This is a genomic window from uncultured Brevundimonas sp. (assembly GCF_963977465.1).
Lineage (GTDB): Bacteria > Pseudomonadota > Alphaproteobacteria > Caulobacterales > Caulobacteraceae > Brevundimonas.
Genome location: NZ_CAXBOQ010000001.1, coordinates 429,501 through 455,187 on the forward strand (window position 1 = coordinate 429,501; position 25,687 = coordinate 455,187).

General features: G+C 66.5%; 31 protein-coding genes and 1 tRNA gene. 26 read left to right on the forward strand and 6 right to left on the reverse strand.

The window, feature by feature from the left end:
- From nrdR to AAC067_RS02355, 9 genes are all read left to right on the forward strand, one after another.
- Positions 1-468 (forward strand): transcriptional regulator NrdR, encoded by a 468-nt coding sequence (nrdR, locus tag AAC067_RS02315; protein WP_300445443.1) that lies wholly within the window; start codon positions 1-3, stop codon positions 466-468.
- A complete protein-coding gene (locus tag AAC067_RS02320; protein ID WP_339929134.1) occupies positions 468-1,094 on the forward strand; it encodes a RibD family protein in 627 nt (208 codons plus the stop codon). The genes nrdR and AAC067_RS02320 overlap by 1 nt, the downstream gene beginning before the upstream one ends.
- A complete protein-coding gene (locus AAC067_RS02325) occupies positions 1,095-1,685 on the forward strand; it encodes a riboflavin synthase (RefSeq protein WP_339929136.1) in 591 nt (196 codons plus the stop codon).
- A complete protein-coding gene (ribB, locus tag AAC067_RS02330) occupies positions 1,685-2,818 on the forward strand; it encodes a 3,4-dihydroxy-2-butanone-4-phosphate synthase (protein ID WP_339929138.1) in 1,134 nt (377 codons plus the stop codon). Before AAC067_RS02325 ends, ribB begins: the two co-directional genes overlap by 1 nt.
- Positions 2,815-3,276 (forward strand): 6,7-dimethyl-8-ribityllumazine synthase, encoded by a 462-nt coding sequence (gene ribH / locus AAC067_RS02335; protein ID WP_339929768.1) that lies wholly within the window; start codon positions 2,815-2,817, stop codon positions 3,274-3,276. Before ribB ends, ribH begins: the two co-directional genes overlap by 4 nt.
- Entirely contained in the window at positions 3,273-3,797 is a 525-nt protein-coding gene (nusB, locus tag AAC067_RS02340) for a transcription antitermination factor NusB (RefSeq protein ID WP_339929140.1), read from the forward strand. The genes ribH and nusB overlap by 4 nt, the downstream gene beginning before the upstream one ends.
- Complete coding sequence (thiL, locus tag AAC067_RS02345; RefSeq protein ID WP_339929770.1) at positions 3,784-4,773, forward strand: thiamine-phosphate kinase; 990 nt, start codon at positions 3,784-3,786, stop codon at positions 4,771-4,773. The genes nusB and thiL overlap by 14 nt, the downstream gene beginning before the upstream one ends.
- A gap of 40 nt (positions 4,774-4,813) precedes the next feature.
- On the forward strand, positions 4,814-5,239 hold the full coding sequence (locus AAC067_RS02350; protein ID WP_339929142.1) for a hypothetical protein: 426 nt from the start codon (positions 4,814-4,816) through the stop codon (positions 5,237-5,239).
- A gap of 177 nt (positions 5,240-5,416) precedes the next feature.
- Complete coding sequence (locus tag AAC067_RS02355) at positions 5,417-7,564, forward strand: sodium-translocating pyrophosphatase (RefSeq protein ID WP_339929144.1); 2,148 nt, start codon at positions 5,417-5,419, stop codon at positions 7,562-7,564.
- A 123-nt stretch (positions 7,565-7,687) separates the two neighbouring features.
- On the opposite strand, the gene bamE is transcribed toward AAC067_RS02355, so the two are convergent.
- Positions 7,688-8,179: an outer membrane protein assembly factor BamE gene (gene bamE / locus AAC067_RS02360; RefSeq protein WP_339929146.1), complete on the reverse strand. Its 492-nt coding sequence runs from the start codon at positions 8,177-8,179 to the stop codon at positions 7,688-7,690.
- An 89-nt stretch (positions 8,180-8,268) separates the two neighbouring features.
- Here bamE and AAC067_RS02365 point away from each other — a divergent pair, with 89 nt between their 5' ends.
- The 10 genes from AAC067_RS02365 (at position 8,269) to AAC067_RS02410 (ending at position 16,326) form a co-directional block, all read left to right on the forward strand.
- The gene (locus AAC067_RS02365; RefSeq protein ID WP_339929148.1) at positions 8,269-8,796 is read left to right on the forward strand and encodes a ubiquinol-cytochrome C chaperone family protein; all 528 of its coding nucleotides are present in this window, start codon (positions 8,269-8,271) and stop codon (positions 8,794-8,796) included.
- Positions 8,793-9,317, forward strand: a complete 525-nt coding sequence (locus AAC067_RS02370; RefSeq protein ID WP_339929150.1) for a DUF177 domain-containing protein — start codon at positions 8,793-8,795, stop codon at positions 9,315-9,317. The genes AAC067_RS02365 and AAC067_RS02370 overlap by 4 nt, the downstream gene beginning before the upstream one ends.
- 96 nt (positions 9,318-9,413) lie before the next feature.
- Positions 9,414-10,496, forward strand: coding sequence for a phosphate acyltransferase PlsX (gene plsX, locus AAC067_RS02375; RefSeq protein ID WP_339929152.1), 1,083 nt, complete (start codon positions 9,414-9,416; stop codon positions 10,494-10,496).
- Positions 10,496-11,473 carry a beta-ketoacyl-ACP synthase III gene (locus AAC067_RS02380; protein ID WP_339929154.1) on the forward strand — a complete coding sequence of 326 codons (978 nt, stop codon included), beginning with the start codon at positions 10,496-10,498 and terminating at the stop codon, positions 11,471-11,473. Before plsX ends, AAC067_RS02380 begins: the two co-directional genes overlap by 1 nt.
- A 76-nt stretch (positions 11,474-11,549) precedes the next feature.
- Positions 11,550-11,858, forward strand: a complete 309-nt coding sequence (locus AAC067_RS02385) for an integration host factor subunit alpha (RefSeq protein ID WP_339929156.1) — start codon at positions 11,550-11,552, stop codon at positions 11,856-11,858.
- A gap of 4 nt (positions 11,859-11,862) precedes the next feature.
- Complete coding sequence (locus AAC067_RS02390) at positions 11,863-12,291, forward strand: MerR family transcriptional regulator (RefSeq protein ID WP_339929158.1); 429 nt, start codon at positions 11,863-11,865, stop codon at positions 12,289-12,291.
- A gap of 60 nt (positions 12,292-12,351) precedes the next feature.
- A tRNA-Pro gene (locus AAC067_RS02395) sits at positions 12,352-12,428 on the forward strand.
- Positions 12,429-12,615: 187 nt separating this feature from the next.
- Positions 12,616-13,662, forward strand: coding sequence for an extracellular solute-binding protein (locus AAC067_RS02400; RefSeq protein WP_339929160.1), 1,047 nt, complete (start codon positions 12,616-12,618; stop codon positions 13,660-13,662).
- A 62-nt stretch (positions 13,663-13,724) separates the two neighbouring features.
- On the forward strand, positions 13,725-15,284 hold the full coding sequence (locus tag AAC067_RS02405; RefSeq protein WP_339929162.1) for an iron ABC transporter permease: 1,560 nt from the start codon (positions 13,725-13,727) through the stop codon (positions 15,282-15,284).
- On the forward strand, positions 15,271-16,326 hold the full coding sequence (locus AAC067_RS02410) for an ABC transporter ATP-binding protein (protein ID WP_339929164.1): 1,056 nt from the start codon (positions 15,271-15,273) through the stop codon (positions 16,324-16,326). The genes AAC067_RS02405 and AAC067_RS02410 overlap by 14 nt, the downstream gene beginning before the upstream one ends.
- A gap of 27 nt (positions 16,327-16,353) precedes the next feature.
- Here AAC067_RS02410 and AAC067_RS02415 read toward each other — a convergent pair whose 3' ends face one another.
- The gene (locus tag AAC067_RS02415) at positions 16,354-16,584 is read right to left on the reverse strand and encodes a DUF2842 domain-containing protein (RefSeq protein WP_339929166.1); all 231 of its coding nucleotides are present in this window, start codon (positions 16,582-16,584) and stop codon (positions 16,354-16,356) included.
- Positions 16,584-16,835 (reverse strand): transglycosylase, encoded by a 252-nt coding sequence (locus tag AAC067_RS02420; RefSeq protein WP_339929168.1) that lies wholly within the window; start codon positions 16,833-16,835, stop codon positions 16,584-16,586. Before AAC067_RS02420 ends, AAC067_RS02415 begins: the two co-directional genes overlap by 1 nt.
- A gap of 137 nt (positions 16,836-16,972) precedes the next feature.
- On the opposite strand from AAC067_RS02420, the gene AAC067_RS02425 reads away from it, so the two are divergent.
- A complete protein-coding gene (locus AAC067_RS02425) occupies positions 16,973-18,037 on the forward strand; it encodes a COX15/CtaA family protein (RefSeq protein ID WP_339929170.1) in 1,065 nt (354 codons plus the stop codon).
- Here AAC067_RS02425 and AAC067_RS02430 read toward each other — a convergent pair.
- On the reverse strand, positions 18,006-19,418 hold the full coding sequence (locus AAC067_RS02430) for an alkaline phosphatase PhoX (protein WP_339929172.1): 1,413 nt from the start codon (positions 19,416-19,418) through the stop codon (positions 18,006-18,008). The genes AAC067_RS02425 and AAC067_RS02430 overlap by 32 nt on opposite strands.
- A gap of 279 nt (positions 19,419-19,697) precedes the next feature.
- Between AAC067_RS02430 and rplM the strand changes: the two genes are divergently transcribed.
- From rplM to msrB, 5 genes are all read left to right on the forward strand, one after another.
- Positions 19,698-20,174, forward strand: a complete 477-nt coding sequence (gene rplM, locus AAC067_RS02435; protein WP_300445423.1) for a 50S ribosomal protein L13 — start codon at positions 19,698-19,700, stop codon at positions 20,172-20,174.
- A 2-nt stretch (positions 20,175-20,176) separates the two neighbouring features.
- On the forward strand, positions 20,177-20,677 hold the full coding sequence (rpsI, locus tag AAC067_RS02440; RefSeq protein WP_339929174.1) for a 30S ribosomal protein S9: 501 nt from the start codon (positions 20,177-20,179) through the stop codon (positions 20,675-20,677).
- A gap of 240 nt (positions 20,678-20,917) precedes the next feature.
- On the forward strand, positions 20,918-21,178 hold the full coding sequence (locus AAC067_RS02445; RefSeq protein ID WP_339929176.1) for a hypothetical protein: 261 nt from the start codon (positions 20,918-20,920) through the stop codon (positions 21,176-21,178).
- Positions 21,175-22,119, forward strand: a complete 945-nt coding sequence (argC, locus tag AAC067_RS02450) for an N-acetyl-gamma-glutamyl-phosphate reductase (RefSeq protein WP_339929178.1) — start codon at positions 21,175-21,177, stop codon at positions 22,117-22,119. Before AAC067_RS02445 ends, argC begins: the two co-directional genes overlap by 4 nt.
- A gap of 212 nt (positions 22,120-22,331) precedes the next feature.
- A complete protein-coding gene (gene msrB, locus AAC067_RS02455) occupies positions 22,332-22,832 on the forward strand; it encodes a peptide-methionine (R)-S-oxide reductase MsrB (protein ID WP_339929180.1) in 501 nt (166 codons plus the stop codon).
- Here the strand turns inward: msrB and AAC067_RS02460 are convergent.
- Together AAC067_RS02460 and phaC are read right to left on the reverse strand one after the other, a co-directional pair.
- Positions 22,820-23,197 (reverse strand): hypothetical protein, encoded by a 378-nt coding sequence (locus AAC067_RS02460; protein ID WP_339929182.1) that lies wholly within the window; start codon positions 23,195-23,197, stop codon positions 22,820-22,822. The two genes, msrB and AAC067_RS02460, sit on opposite strands and share 13 nt — an antisense overlap.
- Complete coding sequence (phaC, locus tag AAC067_RS02465; protein WP_339929184.1) at positions 23,194-25,155, reverse strand: class I poly(R)-hydroxyalkanoic acid synthase; 1,962 nt, start codon at positions 25,153-25,155, stop codon at positions 23,194-23,196. The genes AAC067_RS02460 and phaC overlap by 4 nt, the downstream gene beginning before the upstream one ends.
- Before the next feature lie 115 nt (positions 25,156-25,270).
- On the opposite strand from phaC, the gene AAC067_RS02470 reads away from it, so the two are divergent.
- Entirely contained in the window at positions 25,271-25,675 is a 405-nt protein-coding gene (locus AAC067_RS02470) for a hypothetical protein (protein ID WP_339929186.1), read from the forward strand.
- The last annotated feature ends 12 nt before the right edge of the window (positions 25,676-25,687 follow it).

Here is a 25,687-nt window from a genome sequence, read left to right on the forward strand (position 1 = left end):
ATGAAATGCCCCTTCTGCGGACATCAGGACACCCAGGTGAAGGACAGCCGCCCGTCGGACGACGGCGCGGCCATCCGGCGTCGGCGGTCCTGCCCCAACTGCAACGGGCGTTTCACCACCTTTGAGCGGGTCCAGCTGCGTGAGCTGATGATTCTCAAGCGCAACGGCCGCCGGACCCCGTTTGACCGCGACAAGCTGGAGCGGTCGCTGGGCATCGCCCTGCGCAAGCGGCCGGTGCAGCCGGAACAGATCGAACAGCTGGTCAGCCGCATCGTGCGTCAACTGGAGAGTCTGGGCGAGACCGAGATCCCGTCCAGCACCGTCGGCGACTTCATCATGAAGGCGCTGAAGGGTGTCGATGAAGTGGCCTATGTCCGCTACGCCTCGGTCTACAAGGATTTCCGTCACACCGGCGATTTCGCCAAATTCCTCGGCGACGAAGGGCTGGACGAGCCCGGCCGCAGCTGATGCGGCCCCGCGTCACCCTGAAACTGGCGACGTCGCTGGACGGTCGCATCGCCACGGCGTCGGGCGAGTCGAAATGGATCACCGGCGAGGCCGCGCGACTGGCCGGGCATCGGCTGCGCGCTTCGCATGACGGAATTCTGGTCGGGGTCGAGACGGTGCTGGTCGACGATCCTGAACTGACGGCGCGCCTGCCGGGGCGGCCGGTCGACCAGCCGCTGCGGATCGTGCTGGACAGCCGGCTACGAACCCCGGCCACGGCCCGGATCGCCGGGGCCAACACCTTGATCCTGACCGCCGCTGAACCGTCACCGGTTGGCGAGGCCGAAATCGAGCAGGTCGAGGCCCTGGAGGGCCGTCCGGCACCGGCGGCGGTGCTGGCGACCCTGCATCGGCGCGGGATCGGAGCCCTGATGATCGAAGGTGGCGGCCGGGTCGCGGCCTCCTTCATCGCCGCCGGACTGGTCGATACGCTGGAGTGGTTCCGGGCCCCGATCATGCTGGGGGGAGACGGTCGCGCCTGCGTCGCCGGCCTGGCGCTGGCCAAGCTTTCCGACGCCCCGGCCTTCCGGCGCCTTGCGGTCGAGCCCTGCGGTGACGACCTGTGGGAACGTTACGAAAGGCTCTGAATGTTCACCGGCATCGTCACCGACATCGGCAGGGTACGCGCAGTCAGCCAGACCGCGCGCGACCGGCGCTATGAGATCGAGACCGCCTGGGACACGGCGACGCTGGCTCTTGGGGCTTCGATCAGCCACGCGGGCTGCTGCCTGACCGTGGTCGAGACCGGCCCCGGCTGGTTCGCGGTCGAGGTCTCGGGCGAGACCCTGTCGAAGACGACGCTCAGCCGCTGGGAAGCCGGAACGCGGGTCAATCTGGAGCGGGCCGCGAAACTGGGCGACGAACTGGGCGGTCATATCGTGTCAGGCCATGTCGACGGTCTGGGTCGGGTGGTGTCGGTGACGCCCGAGGGCGGGTCGCACCGGTTGACGATCGCGGCCCCGGCCCCGCTGCACCGCTATATCGCTGCCAAGGGCTCGATCACGGTCGATGGGGTGTCGCTGACGGTCAACACGGTCGAGGACCGGGAATTCGGCCTGAACATCATCCCGCACACCTGGTCGGAGACGACGCTCGGCGAATTAACGGCCGGCGATCCGGTCAATCTCGAAATCGACATGCTGGCGCGATACCTCGCGCGATGGCAGGAGACGGCCTGATGCAATTGGCAGCCAATATGAACGACAGCCCGATCAGCCCCATCGAGGACATCCTCGAGGATGCCCGCAACGGCAAACCCTATATCCTCGTCGACGCCGAGGACCGGGAGAACGAGGGTGACATCATCATCCCGGCCCAGTTCGCCACGCCGGACCAGATCAATTTCATGGTCCGCCATGCGCGCGGTCTGGTCTGTCTGGCCATCACCGGCGAGCGGGCCCGCCAGTTGCGCCTGCCGCCGATGGCCGCCGACAACCGCGAGAGCATGGGCACGGCCTTCACCGTCTCGATCGAGGCGAAGGACGGCGTGACAACCGGCATCTCGGCCGCCGACCGGGCACGCACCGTCCAGGTGGCGGCGGACCCGACCAAGGGGGCCGACGACATCGTTTCGCCCGGACACGTCTTCCCGCTGGTGGCCCGCGACGGCGGGGTGCTGGTCCGCACCGGTCATACCGAGGCCGCCGTCGACATCTCGCGCATGGCCGGACTGACCCCGGCCGGCGTGATCTGCGAAATCATGAATGACGACGGCACCATGGCGCGGATGCCCGACCTGGTGGCCTTCGCCCAGTTGCACGGGCTGAAGATCGGCACCATCGCCGACCTGATCGCCTATCGCCGCCGCACCGAACGGCTGGTCGAGCGGGTCATGGACACGCCGTTCGAGAGCGTCCACGGCGGCCCGTTCCGGCTGATGCTGTATCGCAATGCCATTGAGGGGGTCGAGCATGTCGCCCTCGTCAGCGGCAAGATCGAGGCCGGCAAGCCGACGCTGGTGCGGATGCACCAGGTCGATTTCGCCGCTGATTTGCTGGGCCATGTCGAGGCCCGTCAGGATTATGTGCCGCTGGCCCTGAAGGCCATTCACAAACACGACGGGGCCGGCGTCACCGTTTTCCTGCGCGATCCCGAATTGCGGGGTCTGGCCGAGCGTCTGTCCGGCGGCGAAAAACCGACGGCCGTCGACCGGTCGATCCGCAACTACGGCGTCGGGGCTCAGATCCTGCTCGACCTCGGCGTGCGCGATATGATCGTGATGAGCTCGACCCGACCGTCACCGACGGCGCTGGAAGGCTATGGCCTGCGCATCGTCGGCTGGCGTGACATGGACGGAGAAGACCAATCCTGACCGAACCTGACCGCATCCTGATCGTCGAGGCGCGCTATTACGACGATCTGGCCGATGCCCTGCTGGAGGGGGCGAAGGATGCCCTGACCGCGCGGGGGGCAAAGTACGATGTCGTCACCGTACCCGGCGCGCTGGAAATCCCCACGGCCATCACCCTGGCCGAGGAGGCCGGTCGTTTTCCGACGGCCCCGCGCTATGACGGCTATGTCGCCCTGGGCTGCGTGATCCGCGGCGAGACCTATCATTTCGAGATCGTTTCCGACCAGTCAGCGGCCGGTCTGTGCCAGCTGGGCATCAAGGGCCTGCTGATCGGAAACGGCATCCTGACCGTCGAGGACGAGGCCCAGGCCTGGGCCCGGGCGCGGCTCAGCGAGGGTGACAAGGGTGGCGGCGCGGCCCGTGCCTGTCTGGAGCTCATTGCGTTGAAGAAGCGGCTGCGGGTAGGACTGGGGTCGTGACCGAACCCAACAGCATCCAGGCCGTAATCGCCCAGCTCGCCGAAGCGCAAAAGCAGCGCGCCGAGCCCCATCTGACCTCGCGCCAGCGTCGTGCCCGCACGGTCGCCCGCCTGGCCGCCGTTCAGGCCCTGTACCAGATGGAACTGGCCGGGGAGGGCGTCGACACCGTGATCACCGAGTTCCTGTCCCACCGCTTCGATGCCGACATCGAGGGCGAGGTCCTGGCCGAAGCCGATGAGGACTATTTCCAGGAGATCGTGCGCGGCGTGATCGGGGGTCAGCGTGACATCGACGCGGCGATCAAGGCGCGTCTGGCGTCCAACTGGCGCATGGAACGACTCGATTCGACCCTGCGCGCCCTGTTGCGGGCAGGGGCCTGGGAATTGCGGGAACAGCGCAACATTCCGCGCGAAATCGTCATCGATGAATACGTCGAGCTGGCCAAGGCCTTCTTCGACGATGCCGAGGCGAAATTCGTGAACGCGGCGCTCGACGGCGTGGCGCGTGATGCCCTCGGTTGACGCCGCCGGAGAGTTCGAAACCATCCGCCGGCTGCTCGCGCCGCTGGCTCATCCGGAATGGGGCCGGGGACTACTCGACGATGTCGCCGTCGTCCCGTCCCGACCCGGATACGATCTGGTCCTGACCAAGGACTCAATCGTCGAGGGCGTTCATTTTCTGGCCGAGGACCCGATGGACACAGTGGCGCGCAAGCTGCTGCGGGTGAGTCTGTCCGATCTGGCCGCCAAGGGGGCCGAACCATTCGGCTATATGCTGGGTTGTTTCTGGTCGAAGCGTTGCGGCTGGCCCGAACGCGAGGCCTTTGCGGCCGGACTGAAACACGATCAGGCGGAATTCGATGTGGCCCTGCTGGGTGGGGACACGGTCAACACCCCGGGACCGGCAAGCTTTTCCCTGACCATGCTTGGATGGATGCCGAAGGGCCGGACGGTCGGCCGCGACGGTGCCCGGCCGGGTGACGTGATCCTGGTCACCGGTGCAATCGGCGACGGCTATCTGGGCCTGCAGGCCGCGAGGGGCCTGCTCTCGCTGGAGCCCGAGCGGATCAAGTCATTGATCGAACACTACCGCTCACCGATGCCGCGCACAGCCTTTGCCGAACAGATCCGTGATCTGGCGACCGCAGCGATCGACGTCTCGGACGGACTGATCGCGGACCTCGAGCATGTGGCGGCCGCCAGCGGCGTGGCGCTGGAAATCGACCTCGGTATCCTGCCGGTCTCGGCGGCCGCCCAGGCCTGGCTGGACGGGCGGGTCGACCCGCAGGACGCCCGGGTCCAGCTGGCCACCGGGGGAGACGACTATGAGATCGCCTTCACCGCGCGCGCCGGTGACGAAGCCGATCTGCGCCGCGCCGCCGAGCGACAGCATCTGCGCCTGACGGCCATCGGTCGGGTTGTCGCGGGGACCGGAGTGACGGTTCGCTGGGCCGACAACATCGTCGCCGTCCGCCAGCCGGGCTGGACCCACGACTGAACGCAACGGAATCCTAAGGGATGATCGCCATGGTCCGACCATGCGTCGTCGTGAACTCATCGCCGGAACAATTGCCGTGGCCACCGCCGCGCCGTCAGCCGTCCTGGCCTCGACCAGCGAATCACCGCTGGACGCTCCACCGCTATCGATCGCCGGTGTGGGTCTGCCGGTCATCGCTGACGGGCGAATTCGCAATTACGTGTTTGTATCGCTGCGGCTGCATCTCGGCCGGGGACAGACGATAGAACGGATGCGGGCGAAGGAGCCCTATCTCCGCGACGCGCTGACCCGGGCAGCCTACCGAACCCCCTTCACAGTCGCCGACGACTGGGATGTGATCGACGTCTCCGCCTTGTCCGCGAGCCTGCTGCGGTCCGCTGCGACCCTGGCCGGACGCGGGGCCGTGGCCCGGGTTGAGGTGGTCAACCAGACCCCCCGGAACCGCACCCGGGTCCAACCCAGGTGATCCTGTAAAAACCGTTGTTGCGTCTGACCGGCGCATTTGGCAACTTTCCGCCGCAATTCCCCATGGACGCATCTTCGCGTCCGTTGCGCACGGGGGGACCGGAAGGCGGAGAGAGGCGAAAACGCCCCACCGCGCCAAGGGTCCGGGCGCCATGTTTGCACAGGGAAACGAAACGCCATGACGTCATACCTATGGCTGGTCATCGCAGCGGGAGCGCTCGGCGTGCTCTTCGGTGCCGTCCAGACCGCCTCGCTGATGAAGGCCAGCGCAGGCAACGAGAAAATGCAGGAGATCGCCGCGGCGATTCAGGAGGGCGCATCCGCCTATCTCCGGCGGCAGTACACAACCATTGCCATGGTCGGGGTGGTCATCCTGATCGCCGCCTATTTGCTGATCGGCATCTATGCGGCCATCGGCTTCGTGATCGGTGCGGTCCTGTCGGGCCTGGCCGGTTTCGCGGGCATGCTGATCTCGGTCCGCGCCAATGTGCGCACGGCCCAGGCCGCGTCCGAGAGCCTCGGCAAGGGACTGGATCTCGCATTCCGCTCGGGGGCCATCACCGGCATGTTCGTGGCCGGCGGTGCCCTGCTGGGCGTGGCAGGCTACTATGGCGTCCTGACCGAGGTCCTCGAACTGCCGCGCACCGGTCGTGAGGTCATCGACGGCCTCGTCGCCCTGGGCTTCGGTGCCTCCCTGATCTCGATCTTCGCCCGTCTCGGCGGCGGCATCTTCACCAAGGGTGCGGACGTCGGTGGCGACATGGTCGGCAAGGTCGAGGCCGGCATCCCCGAGGACGATCCCCGCAACGCCGCGACTATCGCTGACAACGTCGGTGACAATGTCGGCGACTGCGCCGGCATGGCCGCTGACCTGTTCGAAACCTATGCGGTGACCACGGTCGCCACCATGGTGTTGGCGGCGATCTTCTTCCGCGGCCAGCCCTATGTCGACGTGATGATGCTGCTGCCGCTGGCTATCTGCGGCATCTGCATCGTGACCTCGATCATCGGCAGTTTCTTTGTCCGTCTGGGCAAGGGCCAGAACATCATGGGGGCCCTGTATCAGGGGCTGGTCGTCACCGGGGTGCTGTCGGCGATCGCCGTGTATGTCGTCATCAAGCATCTGGTTACCGGCGACATCGTCACTAACAACGGCTTGGTCATCGAACCGATGAGCCTGTTCTGGTCCGGCATGGTCGGTCTGGGCGTCACCGCGGCCATCGTGGTCATCACTGAATACTATACCGGGTCGAATTTCCGCCCGGTGCGGTCGGTGGCCAACGCCTCGGTCTCGGGTCACGGCACCAATGTGATCCAGGGTCTGGCCGTCTCGCTCGAGTCGACGGCCCTGCCGGCCCTGACCATCATCGTCGGCATCATCGTCAGCTTCCAGCTGGCGGGCCTGTTCGGCATCGCCATCGCCACCACCACCATGCTGGGTGTGGCGGGGATGATCGTCGCCCTGGACGCCTTCGGTCCGGTCACCGACAACGCCGGCGGCATCGCCGAAATGGCGGGTCTGCCTGCTGACGTCCGTCATGTCACCGACGCTCTCGACGCCGTGGGCAACACCACCAAGGCCGTGACCAAGGGCTATGCGATCGGTTCGGCGGGCCTCGGCGCGCTGGTGCTGTTCGCGGCCTATACGTCCGACCTGCAGTATTTTGCGGCCAATGCGGCGGAGTATCCGTTCTTCGCCAATATGGGTGAGATCGATTTCGCCCTGACCAACCCCTATGTCGTCGTCGGCCTGCTGTTCGGGGGGCTGCTGCCCTTCCTGTTCGGCGGCATGTCGATGATGGCGGTGGGTCGCGCCGCCGAGGCTGTCGTGGCGGAGGTCCGGCGTCAGTTCCGCGAGAACCCCGGCATCATGACCTATGAGGTCAAGCCGGAGTACGGGCGGGCCGTCGACATCCTGACCAAGGCGGCGATCAAGGAGATGATTGTACCGTCGCTGCTGCCGGTGCTGTCGCCGATCGTCCTGTTCGTCGCCGTGCTGTCGATCTCGGACAAGGCCACGGCCTTCGCCGCGCTCGGGGCCATGCTGATGGGCGTCATCGTCACAGGCTTCTTCGTCGCGGTCTCGATGACCTCCGGCGGCGGGGCCTGGGACAATGCCAAGAAGGTGATCGAGGAAGGATTCACCGACAAGAACGGTGTCGTTCACGGCAAGGGCTCCGAAGCCCACAAGGCCGCGGTGACCGGCGATACGGTCGGGGATCCCTACAAGGACACCTCCGGCCCGGCGGTGAACCCGATGATCAAGATCACCAACATCGTCGCCCTGCTGCTGCTGGCGGTGCTGGCGAGCAACAAGATCTTCTGATCGACTGTCCGGCCGCGCCCCGGGTCATGCCCGGGGTGCGGACCGGTTCATCCGGTCCGAAACGAAAGACGCCCCGGAGAGCGATCTCCGGGGCGTCTGTCTGTATGGATGTCGGAAGGTTCGTTAGTCGGGGCGGCGCTGGCCCGGCTGGTTCTCGTCGGTCCGGGGCAGTTGGCCGCGGCCGACGTTGCCCAGCAGCTGTTCCATGATCGTCAGCTCACGGCCCCGGGTCGGGGTCTCGCGGCGCTGCATGGTCAGATCCTGACCATCTTCCAGACCCAGGGTCCGGACCGCAGCGACCTGTTCGGCGTCGTTGAAGGTGATTTCGGTGACACTGCGCTGGGTGACCTGCGGCAGGTTGTAGGTGTATTTTTCGGTCGTCTGGCTGATGTAGTACCAGATGCTGTCGCCCTCGAAGGTCGAGGTGGTCGACGGGCTGCCCAGCCGGGCGATCACGGTTTCCTTGGTGTCCGTACCCGCGACGATGTCGGTCGGCTTGGCATCGACGTTCTGGAATCCGTTGACTCCAACGGTCGGGGCGCAGGCCGTGGCCAGGGCTGCCATCGAAACGAGGGCCAGCAGTCGGGCGGTAGAAATCGGCGTCAGACGGGGCATGTGCAGGAGCCTGTGACAGAACAAGGTCTTTGACCTAACCGGACCCGCGTCCTAGTTCAACGGCGCGGCAGAAAAGGGGCCGTAATATCATGCTCAAGAATTTGCTCCGATCCCGACCGGCCGCCCTCGACGGCGATGCCCTGTATGCTCTGGCAGTGACCCAGGCTCGCCGTCCCGACTTTTACACCCGGCTGGGCGTGGACGACCGGATTGATGCGCGGTTTGAACTTTATACGCTGCATGTCCTGCTGCTGGTCCTGCGTCTGCGCGATGACGGCGACCGGGGCGGGGAGGCGGCCCAGGTCCTGTTCGACACCTATGTCTCGGCCCTCGACAACTCCTTGCGCGAACTGGGCGTCGGCGACGTGTCCGTCGGCAAGAAGATGCGCAAGCTGGGCGAGTCGCTGTACGGGCGGATGACCACCTATGAGCCCCCGCTGCGGGCCGGGGACGAGGCCGCCCTGGCCGCCGGACTGGCTCGTAATGTCTATGGCAACGATGACAGTGCCACCGCCGAAACCCTGGCCCGCTATGTCGTTGCCAGCCGCGCCACCCTGGCGGCTCAGGACTTCGATGCCGTGGTCCGTCAGCCCCAATGGGCGGAGATTTCAGCATGAGTGCGCTGCCCGACCTTCCCTTCAGCGATCCCGTACGGCTGAACCAGACCCTTGGCGGTGTGACGCGAACCCTTGAGCCTGACGCCGAGGCCCGCAAGCGCATCGCCAGGGCCCTCGACCTGGCCTCGCTGGACGCCTTCGTGGCCGAGATGAGCCTCAAGCCGGTGGCCGAGGGCTGGCGTCTGTCCGGTCGGGTCAAGGCCAGCGCGGTCCAGACCTGCGGTCTGACGCTGGAACCCCTGCCGGTGGAGGTCGATTCGCCCTTCTCGATCACCCTGAGCGAGGCCGTCGAGCCCGAGACCGACGAAATCGTCATCACCGTCGAGGATGATTCGCCCGACCTGATCGAGGACGGTCGTATCGACCTCGGCCAGTATGCGGTCGAGCAACTGGCCCTGTGCCTCGACCCGTTCCCGCGCAAGCCGGGGGCCGAGTTCGTCCAACCGGACGAGCCCGCTGAGGTGTCACCGTTCGCCGTACTGAAGACGCTTCATCCCAAGGCTTCGCCCGAGCAAGGTTGACGCGACGGCGAGCCAGTTGCATCCCCCCTGAGCGGCGCTATCGTCAGCCGCCCTTGCCGGTGCCCCAGCATTCGGCGCGACGGAGTCGAATTCCACTTGGTATCCCCTGTTCTGATCTCGCTCGACGCCATGGGCGGGGACTTCGGTCCCGTCGTTGTGGTCGCCGGCATCCGTGACTACCGCCAGCGCCATGGCGGGGAGGGCGTGCGCTTTCTGGTGCACGGAGACGAGGCGGCAATCGCCGCCGAGATGAAGCGCTGTCACCTGACGGCCGAAGTCTGCGAGATCCGCCATACCGACAAGGTCGTGGCCATGGACGAGAAGCCGGCCCAGGCGATGCGTCGCGGCAAGGGGTCGAGCCTGTGGAACGCCATCGAGGCGGTCAAGATCGGTGAGGCCGGGGCCGTGGTGTCCGCCGGCAACACCGGGGCGCTGATGGCCATTTCCAAACTGCTGCTGCGGATGGCGGTCCCAGGGCTGGAGCGCCCGGCCATTGTCGCCAGCTGGCCCACATCGCGCGGCGTCACTGCCGTGCTGGACGTCGGGGCCAACATCCAGTGCGACGCTGAACAGCTGGTCGAGTTTGCCATCATGGGCGAAGCCTTCCACGCCGCCGTGCACGGCGTCGCGCGGCCGACGATCGGCCTGCTCAATATCGGTTCCGAGGACATGAAGGGTCACGATGACGTGCGCGAGGCTCACGCCATCCTGCGTAACGGCGGCCTCGACCTCGACTATCACGGCTTCGTCGAGGGAACGGATATCGCCAGGGGCACGGTCGACGTCATCGTCACCGACGGTTTCACCGGCAATATCGCGCTGAAGACGGCCGAAGGTGTGGCCCGGTTCATCTCGACCCTGATGAAAGAGGCCCTGACCTCCAGCCTGCAGGCCAAGCTGGGCGCGCTGATCGCCCTGCCGGCGCTGCAGCAGATGCGCCAGAGAATCGACCCCAGCGCCATCAACGGCGGGCCGCTGCTGGGCCTGAACGGCATTGTCGTGAAGAGTCACGGCGGGGCCGACGCCAAAGGTTTCGGCAATGCCATCCGGGTCGCTGTCGAACTGGCGCGAAGCGACTATATGACCAAGGTGGGCACCAGCCTGCAGCGGCTCGTTACCGTCCTTGAACATCCACCTGCAACGGCGTCGGACAGCGATCCCGCCGGGGAGAGTTTATAGTGAGCGTTACCCGCAGCGCCGTCACCGGCGTCGGCTCCTATCTGCCCGAGAATATCGTCACCAATGCCGACCTTTCGAAATTCGTCGACACCTCCGACGAATGGATCGTCGAGCGCACCGGCATCCGTCAACGCCACAAGGCCCGCGAGGACCAACCGACCAGCGACCTGGCCGTCGAAGCTGCGCTGAAAGCCCTGGCCGACGCCGGACGCAGCGTGGCCGATGTCGATCTGATCATCGTCGCCACCACGACACCGGACATGACCTTTCCGGCCACGGCGGCGATCGTGCAACGCAAGCTCGGGGTGGGCGTCTGCCCGGCCTTCGACGTGCAGGCGGTCTGTTCGGGCTTCGTCTATGCATTGAGCGTCGCCGACGGCTTCGTCGCCCGCGGTCTGGCCAAATGCGCCCTGGTCATCGGGGCCGAGGAAATGACCCGGCTGATGGACTGGTCCGACCGAAGCACCTGCGTGCTGTTCGGCGACGGTGCCGGGGCGGTGGTCATGGAGCCGCGCGAGGGGCAGGGAACCAAGGCCGATCAGGGGTTGCTGGGCTTCGCCCTGCGCTGCGACGGCACCAAGTCCGAGCTACTGTATGTCGACGGCGGACCGGCCACGACCGGCGCGGTCGGCCATCTGCGCATGTCCGGCAATCAGGTGTTCCGCCATGCCGTGGTCAACATCGCCGAAGCCATCACCGCCGCCGCCAAGGCCGCCAACATCGAAATCGCCGACGTCGACTGGTTCGTCCCGCACCAGGCCAACCAGCGGATCATCAAGGGTGTCGGTGACCGATTGGGGCTGGACGAATCCAAGGTCGTCTCGACTGTAGCCACCCATGCCAATACCTCGGCGGCCTCGATCCCGCTGGCGCTGGACGCCGCCATCCGCGATGGCCGCATCAAGCGTGGCGACCTGGTGCTGATGGAGGCCATGGGCGGCGGACTGACGTGGGGCGCGTGCGCGCTTCGCCTGTAACGTGCATTTGGCGCTTTCCATTTGATCCCGCTTGCTCTTTGATGGGGTGAGGGACTGTTTGGAAGGGGAGCCAGCCATGAGCGATCACCATACCCTGACCCGCGCGGATCTTTGCGACGCCGTGCACGATGAGGTCGGATTGTCTCGCCAGGAGTGTTCGACCCTGGTCGAGCGCACACTGGAGCTGATAGTCGAGTCACTGGAACGCGGCGAGATGGTGAAGCTGTCAGGCTTCGGCGTCTTCCAGGTCCGCGAGAAGCGCGCCCGGATGGGCCGCAACCCCAAGACGGGCGAGCCGGCGGCGATCAACCCGCGCAGGGTCATCAGCTTCCGCGCCTCGCAGATCATGAAGGGCCGGGTACACGACGCGGTCGTCAAGGCCTGACGCCATGGCCAAGGGCCCCAACGCCTTTCGCACGATTTCCGAAGCCGCCGACGACATCGGCACGCCGCAGCATGTGCTGCGCTTCTGGGAAACCAAATTCAGCTTCATCAGCCCGCTGAAGCGGGCCGGGGGCCGCCGTTTCTACCGGCCGCAGGACATTGTGCTGCTGAAGGCCGTGCGGCGTCTGCTGCACGATGAGGGCCTGACCATCAAGGGCGTCCAGCGGTTGCATCGCGAGCAAGGGGTGCAGAAGCTGGCCGCCTACGGCAATCCCGAGGCGGGCGTCAGCTACAGCCCGGCCGCCATGGGTGCCGGAGACGACGAGACCAGCCCGACACCGTCGCCGACCGCGGCCAATCCGGTACGACTGCAGACGGTTCTGGCCGAAATCGAGGGCGCGCGGTTACGACTTGAGGCCGTTCTGGCTCCCTGAGCACAAATGCCCGCTTTTGGGTTTGCGGGCCGGCCGCCCCCCGGCTATAGAGCCGCCTCCCGGAGCGTGGCGCAGCCTGGTAGCGCACTTGACTGGGGGTCAAGGGGTCGCAGGTTCGAATCCTGTCGCTCCGACCATCTTCCTCAATGAAGACGGTTGGTTGAAGGGGTCGCTTTCGAGCGGCCCCTTTGCAATTGGGCGACCGGGTTTCAGGTCTGGTTGCGCTGCGGGCGTTCAGCGCCATCGCCACCGGACCAACCTGCTATCGCGTCGCAAAGTCGTTTCCCCTTGACCCCGCTCCCAATCAAGGGAAAGACACACGGCATGCAAATCCGAACCTCATTCATGCTGTCCGTCGCCCTGACCATGCTGGTGGCCGCCTGTGGCCAGGGCGATGCTCCCGCCGACAAGGCCGGGGCGGGTGAAGTCAATCTTTACAGCGCACGCCATTACGACAGCGACCGGGCCCTGTATGAGCGCTTCACCGAAGAGACCGGCATCAAGGTCAACCTGATCGAGGGCAATGCGGATCAGCTGATCGCCCGCATGACCAGCGAGGGGGCCGCCAGCCCCGCGGACCTGTTCGTAGCCGCCGACGCCGGGGCCCTGTGGCGCGCGCAAAGCGCCAACCTGTTCCAGCCCACGACCTCCCCTGTGCTGGACGCCGCCATCCCGGCCAATCTGCGCGATCCCGAGGGCCGCTGGTTTGGCCTGAACCGCCGCGCCCGCATCATCGCCTATGACTCCAGCAAGGTTCAGCCCGACGAGGTCGATACCTACGAGGACATCGCCTCGCCCCGCTTCCGCGGTCGCCTGTGCGTGCGCTCGGCCGACAGCGTCTACAATCTGTCGCTGGTCGGGGCCCTGATCGAGGCCTGGGGTCCCGAGAAGACCGCCCAATGGACGCGCGGAGTCGTCGCCAACATGGCCCGCCCGCCGGAAGGTGGTGACCGCGACCAGATCCGCGCCGTCAACGCCGGAGTCTGCGAGATCGCCCTGACCAATTCGTACTACTATATCCGGATGGCCAATGGCGAAGACGCCGGCGACCGTGAAGTTACCCGGAAGGTCAAGCTGGCCTTCCCGTCGCTGGACGGGCAGGGCACCCACGTCAACATCTCGGGCGGTGGCGTCGCCGTCGGGGCTCCAAACCGTGAGAACGCCGTCCGGTTGCTGGAATTCCTGGCCTCGCCCGAGGCCCAGTCGATGGTCTCCGCCGGCAATAACGAGTTCCCGGCCAGTCCGGACGTCCCGGCTCCGCCCCCTACCGACGCCTATGCTGACTTTACCGCTCATCCGATGTCAGTCGCGGTCTATGGCCGACACCAGGCCGAGGCCCAGACCCTGATGAGCGCGGCGGGCTGGCGATAGCCGCCGACAACAACTCGACGCCACCGGCCCGTCGCGCCCTCCGGCACGGCGGGCCTTCGCTGTTGGGGCTGCTGGCCTGGTTGGCCGCCGCCGTCGCCCTTGCCCCCCTGGTCGGTGTGGTAGCGACCGCATTTGGAGACGGGCGGGCCGACATCGCGGCCCCGGACCTGATCCGATATGCCCTGACCTCTGCCGCCCTAGCCCTGATGGTCGCCATTGGAACCGCAGTTCTCGGATCCGTCTCCGCCTGGCTGGTGGTCATGCATCGCTTTCCCGGCCGATCGGTCTTCGCCTGGGCCCTGGCCCTGCCGCTGGCGGCACCGGCCTTTGCTTTGGCCTATGCCTATGCGGACCTGTTCGATGTCGCGGGCGATCTGCGGACCTGGATGCGCGCCGTGCCCGGTATCGCGTGGGGGCCCCATATCCGCAGCCTGCCGGGAGCTGCCTTCGTCCTGTCCCTGGCTTTTTACCCATACGTCTATCTGACGCTGCGCGCGGCGCTGGTCAGCCAGTCGGCCCAGGCGATCGAGGCAGCTCGCAGTCTGGGCTGCACGCCGATCCAGGCGCTGTTTCGCGTCGGCCTGCCCCTGCTGCGCCCGGCGCTGGCGGCGGGCGTCGCCCTCGCCGTCATGGAGACGCTGGCTGATTTCGGCGCGGTGCAGTTTCTCAGCGTCCAGACCCTGACGACCGGCGTGGTGCGGTCCTGGTTCGTCTATGGCTCGCTGGCCTCCGCCGCCCGCCTTGCCCTGCCGCTTCTCGCCGCGGCGGCGATCCTGCTCTGGATCGAGCGCCTCAGTCGCCGGGGCCGAACCGATGAAGCCGCCCGGGCCCGGTGGCGCCCGATCGCGCCCACGCGCCTGACCGGCGGACGCGGCGTCCTCGCCTTCGTCTTCTGCTTCGGCCTGCTGACGCTCGGCCTGCTGTTGCCGGTCGGCTGGCTGGCCGTGAATGCGCTCGACGTCAGCCCGGAGTGGAGCCGGCTGGCCCGCGCGGCGTCGCACAGCCTGGGCCTCGGCCTCGCCGGCGCCTGCGTCACCGTTGTGCTGGCCACCTGTCTGGCCCTCTCGGCCGAGCGGATGCCGATCGTCGCCCGGATCAGCAGTCTGGGTTATGCCACCCCCGGCGCGGTCATGGCGATCGGACTTCTGGCTCCGGCCTCGCTGGTCTGGCAGAACATGCCCGGGGCGGTCTCGGGTCTCGGCGTCGGGCTGGTGCTGCTGATCTACGCCTATGCGGCGCGGCTGATGGCGGCGGCACTGGAGCCGGTCGAGGCCGGCCTGACCCGCGTCACCCCGTCCATGGTCGCCGCCGCCCGGACGCTGGGCCGCAGCGAAGTCGGTGCCGCCCTGTCGGTGCGCCTGCCGATCGCCTCCGGGGCCCTTCTGACCGCCATCCTGGTGGTGTTTATCGATGTGGTGAAGGAACTGCCCGCCACCCTCATTCTGAGACCCTTCAACGTCGATACCCTGGCTGTGATCGCCGACAACTACGCCCGTGACGAGCGCCTTGCGTATGCGGGCTGGCCCAGCCTGATGATCATCGCCCTGACCCTTCCCGCCGTGATCTGGCTGACGCGCAAGATCACTGCCTCGCGCCCCGGAGACCCGCATGGCCATGACTGACGCCATCGTCTCGGTTACCGGCGTCCGCCGCGCCTATGGCCGCAAGATCGCGGTGGACGGGGCTGACCTGACCCTGTCGCGGGGACGCATCCTAGGCCTGCTGGGCGCATCCGGCTCGGGCAAGAGCACCCTGCTGAGGGCGATCAGCGGCCTGGAATCGATTGATGCGGGGTCCATCGTCATCGACGGCCAGGTCGTGACCACCCCCGATCGCCGGGTGCCACCCGAGGCACGGCGTGTCGGCATGGTGTTTCAGGACTTTGCCCTGTTCCCGCACCTGACAGTCGCCGGAAACGTCGGCTTCGGCCTCAAGGGACGCCGCGACCGTGATGTCGTCGTCGCCGCCTTGCTGACGCGCCTGCGTCTGGCCGATCGAGCGTCCGCTTTTCCCCACACCTTGTCCGGCGGTGAGCAACAGCGCGTCGCCCTGGCCCGCGCCCTGGCGCGCGACCCGGCGGTGATCCTGCTGGACGAGCCCTTCTCGAGCCTGGACAGTTCGCTGCGGGCCGAAGTCCGCGAGGATCTGGTCCGGGCCCTGCGCGACAGCGGTGCCTCTGCCATTGTCGTCACCCACGACGCCGAGGACGCCATGATCATGGCCGACGATCTGGCCCTGATGGACGCCGGTCGCATCATCCAGACCGGCACGCCGCACGCGCTCTACACCCGCCCGACCTCGGTCGCCGCCGCCCGGTTGCTGGGGCCGCTCAATCTGGTCGAAGCCGGGGTCCGGCAGGGGCTGGCGACCTCCGTACTGGGGCAGGCCGCCACCATCCTGCCTGACGGAGAGGCGTGGATCGGCGTGCGTCCATCCGATTTGCGGCTCGCCGACGCCGGAACAGGTCTTCAGGTCCGGGTGGAGTCCGTCGGCTATGCCGGTAAGTTCCGCATTGTCCGCGTCAGCAACGGACCGCAAACCTTGTCGGTCCACGTCGATTACGAAGCACCGGCGATCGGCGCGACGGTCGGCCTTGCGGTCGACACCGCGCGCCTGCTGGTCCTGCCCCGGACCGGGGGCGGTCAGGCTGCTGTCGGTCGTTAGAACCACGACGATTCCGCGGGCCGACGGTTAGTCGTCCGTCGTACCGGTCGCCTGTTTGCGACGGCCGCCCTGTTCGGCCCAGCGCAGCAGCGGGATCAGCGGCAGGCCCCACGCGGTGCCGGCGATGCCGTAGAACAGCAGGTCGATCCACCAGGCGTCAGGCAAGCGGTCGCCGATGCTGATCGCGGCCCAGACATAGAAGGTCAGGAAGGCCAGCACGCCGACGGCGGCGATGAAGCGGCGCAGGCGCGGCGGCATCAGCGCTTGTTCCGGAACAGGAAGAATCCAAACAGGGACACAGCCGAAGCGGCCATGGCGGCGACGACCCAGAGCCAGTCGTCCATGGTCCCGACGGCGAACACCCGCACCGCCAGGAACCAGCCGCACAGGGCCCCGACGCCAGACACCAGCAGGGTGGCGAACAGGCCGCGACGGCCCGTCAACTGGTCAGCAATCCAGGCCAGGGCGAAAGCGCCGACGACGGCGGCGATGATATCGGCGTATTCCACCCGGGAGCACTCCTGCTTGCGACGACACGTCCGTCGATTGCGACTCGATCTGGCCACGAGAGGCAGGCATACCGCCCGTGTCCCGGCGCACTGGATGGCGCGCCGGACATTGTATCGAGCGGAACAGCGGGCGTCGAATGAAGCGTTTTGATAGTGACCGGAACCGGGCGATAGCGATCTGGCTGTTTGCCTGCGCAGCGCTGGTGCTGGCCATGGTCGTGGTCGGAGGGGTGACGCGGCTGAGCGGGTCGGGCCTGTCCATCACCGAGTGGAAGCCGCTGGTCGGGGCGATCCCGCCGCTGAACGCCGCCGACTGGGCCGACGCCTTCGCCCGCTACAAGGCCATTCCGCAATACAGCCACGTCAATGCCGGCATGAGCCTGGCCGAGTTCCAGACGATCTTCTGGTGGGAATGGTCGCATCGGCTGCTGGGACGACTGATCGGCGTCGCCTTTGCCGTGCCCTTTGCCATCTTCCTGGTATTGGGATGGATCCCGAAACGGCTGATCTGGCGCTGCGGCGTGCTGCTGGGTCTGGGCGGCCTTCAGGGGCTGATCGGCTGGTGGATGGTGTCCAGCGGCCTGGTCGACCGGGTCGATGTCGCGCCCGAACGGTTGACCATCCATCTGGGCCTCGCCCTGCTGCTGTTCATCGGTTTGCTGTGGACCGGGCTGGAAGCGCACGCCGGTTTTCATGCGTCACGTGCGCCGGTCGGTTGGAGTCGCGCCGCGGGCCTGCTGCTGGCGGCGGTCTTCGTCCAGTGCCTGCTGGGCGGGTTGGTGGCCGGAGGCAAGGCGGGCTTCATCTACACCGACTGGCCGCTGATGAACGGGGCGATACTGCCCCCGGTCGACTGGTCGAACGGAGTCCTGGCCTTTCTGCATGACCAGGCCCTGACCCAGTTCAATCACCGCATCTGGGCCTATGGCCTTCTGCTCGCCGGGACGGCCTATGCCGTACTGGCGTGGCGCGGACGGCTGGTCGAGGGCCTCGGGGCCTCGGCCTATGTCGTGGCCGGCACCCTGTGGCTGCAGGCGGCCCTCGGTATCGCCACCCTGATGCACGGGGTACCGCTGTGGCTGGGGGCCCTGCACCAGGCCGGGGCCGTGGTGGTGTTGGGTGCCGCGACCGTCAACCTGTGGCTGGTGCGTCGATCACAGGCGCGGATCTTCACGTCCGGATGGCGTCCCAAGGGCCTGTGATTGCCAGGGTGATACCCGGGTACTGGATGTTGACGAACAGGGTGCTGCCGTCGGGCGAGAACACAGCCCCGCAGAATTCGGCATTGCCGAGGAAGGCGTTGCGGCCGAGCGTGTAGAGCTTGCCGTCGGGCGTCACGCCCTTCAGGTGATTGCGAAGCTCCTCGGAATAGTTGTCCTCGCACAAGATCAGATGGCCCCAGGGCGCGACCGTCAGATTGTCGGCCATGTTCATCGCCTTCTCGTCGGTGGATTCGACGAACAGCTGGATACGACCGGGACGCAGGCGCTCGCCCAGCGTCCCCTCGAAGCGCGAGGGGACATAGCGCATGACCTGGCCGCGCCGGATCGGGCCGCCCGAAGTGGCGGTCAGAAACATTTCCCCGTCGCCCCAGTGCAGACCCTCGCCACGCGACACCAGGGTGGCCCCGGCGGCATGGCCACGCTTGCGTAGGTCATTGTTGGGGCTATCGACGTCCTCCATGTCGATCCACACCACTTCACGCCAGTCACCGACCGACCAGAGCCGCTCGTCATGGTTGGAGGAGTCCGAGCCGCGCGCGTCGCGGAAGGCCATGGCCTGCAGCCTGCCACCGTCGCCCAGCTTGCCCGGGGTCATGGGGATGAAGCGGTAGAACAGGCCGTCAATCTTGTCCTCGGTCTGATAGACGATGCCGGTACGCGGATCGACGCAGACGGCTTCATGGTCGAAACGCCCCATGGCCTTCAGCGGCACCGGATCGACCAGACCCGTTGCCGTAGCCGGGACCTCGAAGACATAACCATGCGCCTTCATCACATCGGCGGTGGCCGGCGTGATCTCGGTCTCCTCGCACGTCAGCCACGAGCCCCAGGGCGTGATCCCGCCGGCGCAGTTCGTGCTGGTTCCGGCCAGGCTGAGGTGCTGGCTGACCGTCTCGCCGGTGGCCATGTCATAGATCAGGGTGGTGGTACCGCCGGGCAGGGGGCGGCCATCCTTGTAGGTGTCATAGGCCCGCGCGACGTCGAGCCGGCCGATGCGTTCCTGATGATAGCCGCCAGGACCCCAGTTGCGATGCAGGGCCGAGGACCCCTTGAGTTCGTGATTGCGCACCAGGGCGATGCGGCTGCCCTCAAGGGCGAAACAGCCCATGCCGTCGAACTGGCCCGGCACCAGCAGGCCGTCGTCCATCGTCTCGCCACCCTGGGAGATGACACGGTAGGAGAAGCCCTCCGGCAGATCGAGCAGCTTGTTGGGGTCGGCGATCAGCGGGCCATAGCCCTCGACCTCGTTGACATAGGTCTCGTTCGCCTCCTGGATGGCGGCGCGCGCCTGATGCGCCAGGCCGGTGAAGGCGAGGGCGGCGGCCCCGGTGGTAAGCAGGCCGCGGCGGTGCAGACGCATGGAGGACTCCGGACAACTGATGGCGGCTTATGACCCGGACATTCGGTCCCGTCATCAGGGTTCTGTGACGCCGTTCCGCGCCGCAAACGGCCGAAAAGGAACCGAAACATACGGTATTTTAATACCGCTTACAGTTTTCTCTTTGAAATCAACACGCTTTGCCCAATGTCGGAGCGCAAGCTGCATTGACCGCAGCCGATCCATCCTCTATCAGCGCGCCTTCCGCTCGTTCCATCTTCGGTTCGGGCCACACCGTTCGTCTCCCAGGAACCCTACGTCATGCTGAAGAGCACTACGGCTGCGTTGAAGCCGGCCGACGTTGTGAAGAAATGGATTGTCATCGACGCCGAAGGCGTCGTGGTCGGTCGTCTCGCAACATTCATCGCCATGCGTCTGCGCGGCAAGCACCGCCCGGACTTCACCCCCCACGTCGACAGCGGTGACCATGTCATCGTCGTCAACGCCGACAAGGTGGTGTTCACCGGCAAGAAGCTGACCGACAAGATCTACTATCGTCACACCGGTCACCCGGGCGGCATCAAGTCGACCACCCCCGAGAAGGTCCTGAACGGCCGCTTCCCCGAGCGCGTGCTCGAGAAGGCCGTCGAGCGCATGCTGCCCAAGGAAAGCCCCCTGGCCCGCGCCCAGATGACCCACCTGCGTCTGTTCTCCGGTCCGAGCCACACGCACGAAGCCCAATCGCCCGAGACCGTCGACTTCAAGTCGATGAACTCCAAGAACACCCGGAGCGTCTGAGAATGACCGACGTCACCAACGAAGCGACGGCCGCCAGCGGTTTCGACGCCCTGCAAGGCCTCGGCACCTCGGACGGCTCGAACGACGCCCCCGTCTATGTCCAGAAGCTGGACGCCCAGGGTCGTGCCTATTCGACCGGCAAGCGCAAGAACGCCATCGCCCGCGTCTGGCTGCAGCGCGGCACCGGCAAGATCACCATCAACGGCAAGGATCAGCTGCAGTATTTCGCTCGCGAAATCTTGCGCATGATGATCGCCCAGCCGCTGACCGTCGCCGACCGCGAGACCCAGTATGACGTGGTCTGCACCGTCGAGGGTTCGGGCCTGTCCGGCCAGGCCGGGGCGATCCGCCACGGCCTGTCGCACGCCCTGACGCATTTCGAGCCGGAACTGCGCAAGGTCCTGAAGCCGCATGGCTTCCTGACCCGCGACAGCCGTATCGTCGAGCGCAAGAAGTACGGCCGGGCCAAGGCTCGCAAGTCCTTCCAGTTCTCGAAGCGCTAAACCGTTTCATCGGTTATGGATTGGGGGCGCTCCGGGAAACCGGAGCGCCCTTTTTCTTGGGTTGCTGTTCCTTCTCCCCTTGCGGGAGAAGGTGGCAGGCGAAGCCTGACGGATGAGGGGTTAAACCGTTCTCACCGTTGGATTTCGAAGGCAGTGAATTATGGGTCCGCGTGACCCCTCATCCGACCCGCTACGCGGGCCACCTTCTCCCGCAAGGGGAGAAGGATTCTGGAGCGTCAGATGAACGATCGAGCTGCTCTCGTTTACGCCGTCGTCTTGTTCGTGATGGGTGTGTTGCTGGCGATTCCGGTTCTCGCGGCGTTGCGTCTGGGAGAGATCAGAGATCCCGACAAGAAGCGCAATCAGACCATCCATCGTGCCGCCCAGCCCGCCTATTACTGGAGCGTAATCGCCGTAGGTCTGGCGCTTTTGACTCTGATTTTTGTTTCCGCCGTTGTTATCATTGGCGGTGTCCTCGGACATTGGGCCCGGATCATATGACCCACACCATCTTCATCGACGGCGAGGCCGGAACGACCGGGCTCGAGATCCGCGAGCGGCTGGAGGCGCGCGACGATCTGGAGCTGATCCTGCTGGGCGACCGGCGGCGCGACGTCGACGCCCGGCGTAAGGCGTTGAACAGCGCCGATGCGGTGATCCTGTGCCTGCCCGATGACGCGGCCATCGAGGCCGTGGCCATGATCGACAATCCCAAGGTGCGGGTCATCGATGCCTCGACCGCCTATCGCGTCGCGCCGGGCTGGGTCTATGGCTTCGCCGAAATGAGCCTGCGCCAGCGCGAGGCCATCGCCTTTGCCACCCGGGTCTCGAATCCGGGCTGCTATCCGACCGGTTTCATCGGCCTGATGCGGCCGCTGGTGCAGGCCGGGTTGGTGCCGGCCGACTGGCCGGTGACGGTCCATGCGGTGTCGGGCTATTCGGGCGGCGGCAAGGCGATGATCGCCGCATTCGAATCCGGCCCCGACGAGACGAAGCCCGACGCCTTCCGGGCCTATGGCCTGTCGCTGAAGCACAAGCACGTGCCCGAGATGACGAAGCACGCCGGGCTGGAGCGGCCGGTGCTGTTTTCGCCGGCGGTCGGCAACTATCGTCAGGGCATGCTGGTCGAGGTGCCGCTGCATCTGTCGGCCCTGCCCGAAACCCCGTCGATCGAACGCCTGCACGGCGCGCTGGTTGAGGCCTATGAACGGACCCGCTTCGTCGAGGTCGTCGATCTGGACGAGACCGAGGCCATGACCGGCATTGATCCCGAGGGGCTGAACGGCAGCAACGACATGCGGCTGCATGTGTTCGGCGACCGCGACGGGGGTCAGGCGCGGCTGGTGGCGGTGCTCGACAACCTGGGCAAGGGGGCCTCGGGCGCGGCGGTGCAGAACCTCAACCTGATGCTGGGGCTGGCCGAGGACACGGGACTCACCTGATCCTTCTCCCCTTGCGGGAGAAGGTGGCAGCCGAAGGCTGACGGATGAGGGGTCACGCCGGTGCCGAGAGTCATCGACTGCCGGTGAAGCCGCCGATTCCCCGAGCAAGAGAGACCCCTCATCCGACCTCGCTGCGCTCGGCCACCTTCTCCCGCAAGGGGAGAAGGACGCAAAGGTGAAACCGCCGGGCCCTTACCGTCGTATATGGAGACATGACCCAGATCATGCTTCACCGCCGAACCCTTCTGTCCAGCGTCGGTGCGCTGGCCGTGTCAGCCTGCTCGCCGGGGCAGGCCGATGCGTCCGAACGGCAATATGCCGACTCGCCGTTCCGGCGACTGACCGAGGCCCAGTGGCGTGAACGCCTGCCGACCGCCAGTTTCAATGTGCTGCGGCGCGAGGCGACCGAACGCGCCGGGAGCAGCCCGCTGAACGACGAGCACCGGCGCGGGACCTTCGTCTGCCGCGGCTGTGACCTGCCGCTGTTCCGCTCGCGCTGGAAATTCGACTCCGGCACCGGCTGGCCCAGCTTCTACGACGTCATCGCTGACAATGTCGGCACCAAGCGCGACTTCGTCATCGGCATTCCGCGCACCGAATACCACTGCGCCCGCTGCCTGGGCCATCAGGGCCACATCTTCAACGACGGGCCGCGTCCGACCGGGAAACGCTATTGCAACAACGGCGCGGCGCTGCGATTTCAGCCCGCCTGACGGGCCTTCAGCGCCGACTCCACGGTCACGCCGAACCAGACGGCGGCGATGATCACCAGCAGACCGTAGTCATGGCCCGGGAACACCAGCGGCACGGCGGCCGACAGGATGATCATCAGCGGGAACAGACTGGCCCAGACGGCGGTCGTGGCCGCCTCGGCATGGACCATCGGTGGCCGCACCAGCTTCATGCGCCGGCTCCACCATCCGTTCATCAGCACGAAGCCCCCGGAGCACAGCACCACCAGAACGATGTATTTCAGCACCCGGTCCGGCTCGCCGAAGACCGAGGCCGTGGTGACCAGCAGGGCCATCGCCACACCGGTGGTGATGGCCAGCAGCAGGTTCGGCTCGATCCGGATCAACTCTTCACCTTCACATAGCTGCCGGGTGCCGGTTCGATCGGCTTCAGCGGGCCCTTTTTCGGATCGCGGGCCGCGACCTGATCACCGGAATGTTCGTGCAGCCATGCCGCCCAGTGGTCCCACCAGCTGCCCGGATGCTCCTCCGCCTTGTCCTGCCATTCGGCCAGGGTCGCGGGCAGGGCGGGGTTGGTCCAGTGCTGGTATTTGTTGGCCGACGGCGGATTGATAACCCCGGCGATATGGCCGGACCCGGCCAGGGTCAGGGTCACGTCAGCGTTGGTGAAGGCCCGGGCCGATCGGTAGACCGAATTCACCGGCGCAATATGGTCCTCGCGACTGGCCTGGAAATACAGGGGGATGGTCACCTTGCTCAGGTCGACCGTTTCACCGCCGATCGTGAACTCGCCTTTGGCCAGCAGGTTCTTGCCGTACATGCTGCGCAGATAGTCCATGTGCAGGGTCTTGGGCATGCGGGTCTGGTCCGCGTTCCAGAACAGCAGGTCGAAAGCCGGCGGCGACTTGCCCATCAGATAGTTGGACACGAAGAAGGACCAGATCAGGTCATTGGACCGCAGCGCGTTGAAGGTATCGGCCATCGACGCGCCGGGCAGGATACCGCCGGCCGCGTCCATCATCTTCTCGACCTCATTGAGCCAGTGCTCATCGGTGAACAGCAGCAGATCGCCGGCCTCGGCGAAATCATGCTGGGCGGCGAAGAAGGTGGTCGCATTGACCCGCTTGTCGCCCTTGGCTGCCATATGGGCCAGGGCCGCGCCCATAAGGGTGCCGCCGATACAGTAGCCGACGGTGTTCAGCCGGTCGGTGCCGCACTGCTCCATGACTTTTTCCGTGGCGCGGTAGATGCCCTTATCCAGATATTCGTCAAAACCCCAGCCGGCCTTGTCCTTGTCCGGATTGACCCACGAGCAGACGAAGACGGTGAAGCCCTGGGCCGAGAGCCAGCGGATCATCGAATTCTGCGGCTGCAGGTCCAGGATGTAGAATTTGTTGATCCACGGCGGGAAGATCAGCAGCGGAATGGCGCGCTGCTTGTCCGTCGCGGCGTCGAACTGGATCAGTTCGAACAGTTCGTCGCGCCAGACCACCTGACCGGGGGCGGTGGCCACGTTCTCGCCGACGACGAACTGGCCATAGTCGGCCTGGCTGATTTTCAGCTTGCCGGCCCCGCGCTCCATGTCGGCGGCGAAATTCTGCATGCCCTTGACCAGGGACTCGCCATTGCTCTCGGCCATGGCTTTCAGCGCCGCCGGGTTGGAGGCGAGGAAGTTGGACGGGGAAAAGGCGTCGGTCAGCAGCTTCGTGAAAAACTCGGCCCGGCGACGCGTGCGCGGATCGACGTCCTCGACGCTGGACACGAGGCCGTTCATCCAGTCGGCGGTGGCCAGATAGGACTGGCGCATCACGTCGAACATCGGATTTTCCGACCAGGCCGGATCCTTAAACCGCTTGTCCTTCGACGGCGGCACCGGGACGTCTTCGCCGGCGGCGCGGCGGGCCGTGTCGGACCACAGATTCATGTAGCGGCCGAAAAGGTCAGCCTGGGCGGCGAACAGCTTGTCCGGGCGCGCCGCCAGACTGGACATCACCTCGCTCATGGCCGGACCGATGTTGAACGGGTCGGTCGACAGGGCGGCGGGGCGGTCGGCCTTGCTGAGCGCGGCCTCGGCAATCGCGGTCTGGGCGGTCATGGCCGCCTTGGCCAGGTTCAGTGACAGGGTCTCGATCATCCGGCGCTGGTCGGCGGCCAGATCGGCGACCGGATCAACGACGGGGTCCGGGGTTTTCGGAGCGGCTGATTCGGGGGCAGGGGCCTCGGCTGCGGGCTTTTTGGTCTTCGCGGCACGGGGGCGGGCCGAGGTCGGGCGACCCGCCTTGCGCGGCGCACGCGCGGGTGCGGCGGCAGCCTTGCCGGTGGGCTTTGACGGGCGCTTGGCCATGGTCGGGGTCCCTGGATTCGTCACTTGCGGTCACAGGGCGGCGGCACCGCCCTTCCGCCGCTCCTGATCATGGCATATGACCGGGTCCGAAATGAACGTGTCAGCGCGGAAAAAGATGGTCACGCTCCTGTCGGGAGCGATTCTCAGCGGCCTCGCCGGCTGTGCGGCGACGCATGGCGATGCGGTGGCCCCGAGCCCGGCGGTCGTGGCCCTGGTCGAGGACAACCGCACCTATCCACGCTGGGAAGACTTTCCGGCCACTCCGACTGACCTGCCGGCCGCCTCCGTCGTGGCCGCCCAGGTCGCCACTCTGGATGTCACCGGCGGTGCCCTGGCGGGCGAAGTGTCGCGACTGGAATGGACCCTGTCCGACCCCGACGCTTATGTCGCGGCCGTCATGGCCCGGATCGAGGCGGCCCGGATCGCCCCGGCCACGGCCCGGACCCGGGCCGAGATCGACGCCCTTGCTGACGAATTGCGCGCACGCGGCCGCGCCCCGCCGCCCATTCCGCGGCGCTGACCCCCTTCCATA

Coding starts and splice junctions, on each gene's coding strand:
- AAC067_RS02415 (WP_339929166.1), bottom strand. CDS start 16,584: ATGCCGCCGCGCCTGCGCCGCTTCATCGCCGCCGTCGGCGTGCTGGCC.
- bamE (WP_339929146.1), bottom strand. CDS start 8,179: ATGCCCCGTCTGACGCCGATTTCTACCGCCCGACTGCTGGCCCTCGTT.
- rplM (WP_300445423.1), top strand. CDS start 19,698: ATGCTGAAGAGCACTACGGCTGCGTTGAAGCCGGCCGACGTTGTGAAG.
- AAC067_RS02320 (WP_339929134.1), top strand. CDS start 468: ATGCGGCCCCGCGTCACCCTGAAACTGGCGACGTCGCTGGACGGTCGC.
- AAC067_RS02385 (WP_339929156.1), top strand. CDS start 11,550: ATGAGCGATCACCATACCCTGACCCGCGCGGATCTTTGCGACGCCGTG.
- AAC067_RS02400 (WP_339929160.1), top strand. CDS start 12,616: ATGCAAATCCGAACCTCATTCATGCTGTCCGTCGCCCTGACCATGCTG.
- msrB (WP_339929180.1), top strand. CDS start 22,332: ATGACCCAGATCATGCTTCACCGCCGAACCCTTCTGTCCAGCGTCGGT.
- AAC067_RS02365 (WP_339929148.1), top strand. CDS start 8,269: ATGCTCAAGAATTTGCTCCGATCCCGACCGGCCGCCCTCGACGGCGAT.
- nrdR (WP_300445443.1), top strand. CDS start 1: ATGAAATGCCCCTTCTGCGGACATCAGGACACCCAGGTGAAGGACAGC.
- thiL (WP_339929770.1), top strand. CDS start 3,784: ATGCCCTCGGTTGACGCCGCCGGAGAGTTCGAAACCATCCGCCGGCTG.
- AAC067_RS02410 (WP_339929164.1), top strand. CDS start 15,271: ATGGCCATGACTGACGCCATCGTCTCGGTTACCGGCGTCCGCCGCGCC.
- AAC067_RS02370 (WP_339929150.1), top strand. CDS start 8,793: ATGAGTGCGCTGCCCGACCTTCCCTTCAGCGATCCCGTACGGCTGAAC.
- AAC067_RS02355 (WP_339929144.1), top strand. CDS start 5,417: ATGACGTCATACCTATGGCTGGTCATCGCAGCGGGAGCGCTCGGCGTG.
- AAC067_RS02350 (WP_339929142.1), top strand. CDS start 4,814: ATGCGTCGTCGTGAACTCATCGCCGGAACAATTGCCGTGGCCACCGCC.
- ribB (WP_339929138.1), top strand. CDS start 1,685: ATGCAATTGGCAGCCAATATGAACGACAGCCCGATCAGCCCCATCGAG.
- AAC067_RS02445 (WP_339929176.1), top strand. CDS start 20,918: ATGAACGATCGAGCTGCTCTCGTTTACGCCGTCGTCTTGTTCGTGATG.
- AAC067_RS02390 (WP_339929158.1), top strand. CDS start 11,863: ATGGCCAAGGGCCCCAACGCCTTTCGCACGATTTCCGAAGCCGCCGAC.
- AAC067_RS02470 (WP_339929186.1), top strand. CDS start 25,271: ATGGTCACGCTCCTGTCGGGAGCGATTCTCAGCGGCCTCGCCGGCTGT.
- AAC067_RS02430 (WP_339929172.1), bottom strand. CDS start 19,418: ATGCGTCTGCACCGCCGCGGCCTGCTTACCACCGGGGCCGCCGCCCTC.
- argC (WP_339929178.1), top strand. CDS start 21,175: ATGACCCACACCATCTTCATCGACGGCGAGGCCGGAACGACCGGGCTC.
- AAC067_RS02325 (WP_339929136.1), top strand. CDS start 1,095: ATGTTCACCGGCATCGTCACCGACATCGGCAGGGTACGCGCAGTCAGC.
- AAC067_RS02425 (WP_339929170.1), top strand. CDS start 16,973: ATGAAGCGTTTTGATAGTGACCGGAACCGGGCGATAGCGATCTGGCTG.
- phaC (WP_339929184.1), bottom strand. CDS start 25,155: ATGGCCAAGCGCCCGTCAAAGCCCACCGGCAAGGCTGCCGCCGCACCC.
- rpsI (WP_339929174.1), top strand. CDS start 20,177: ATGACCGACGTCACCAACGAAGCGACGGCCGCCAGCGGTTTCGACGCC.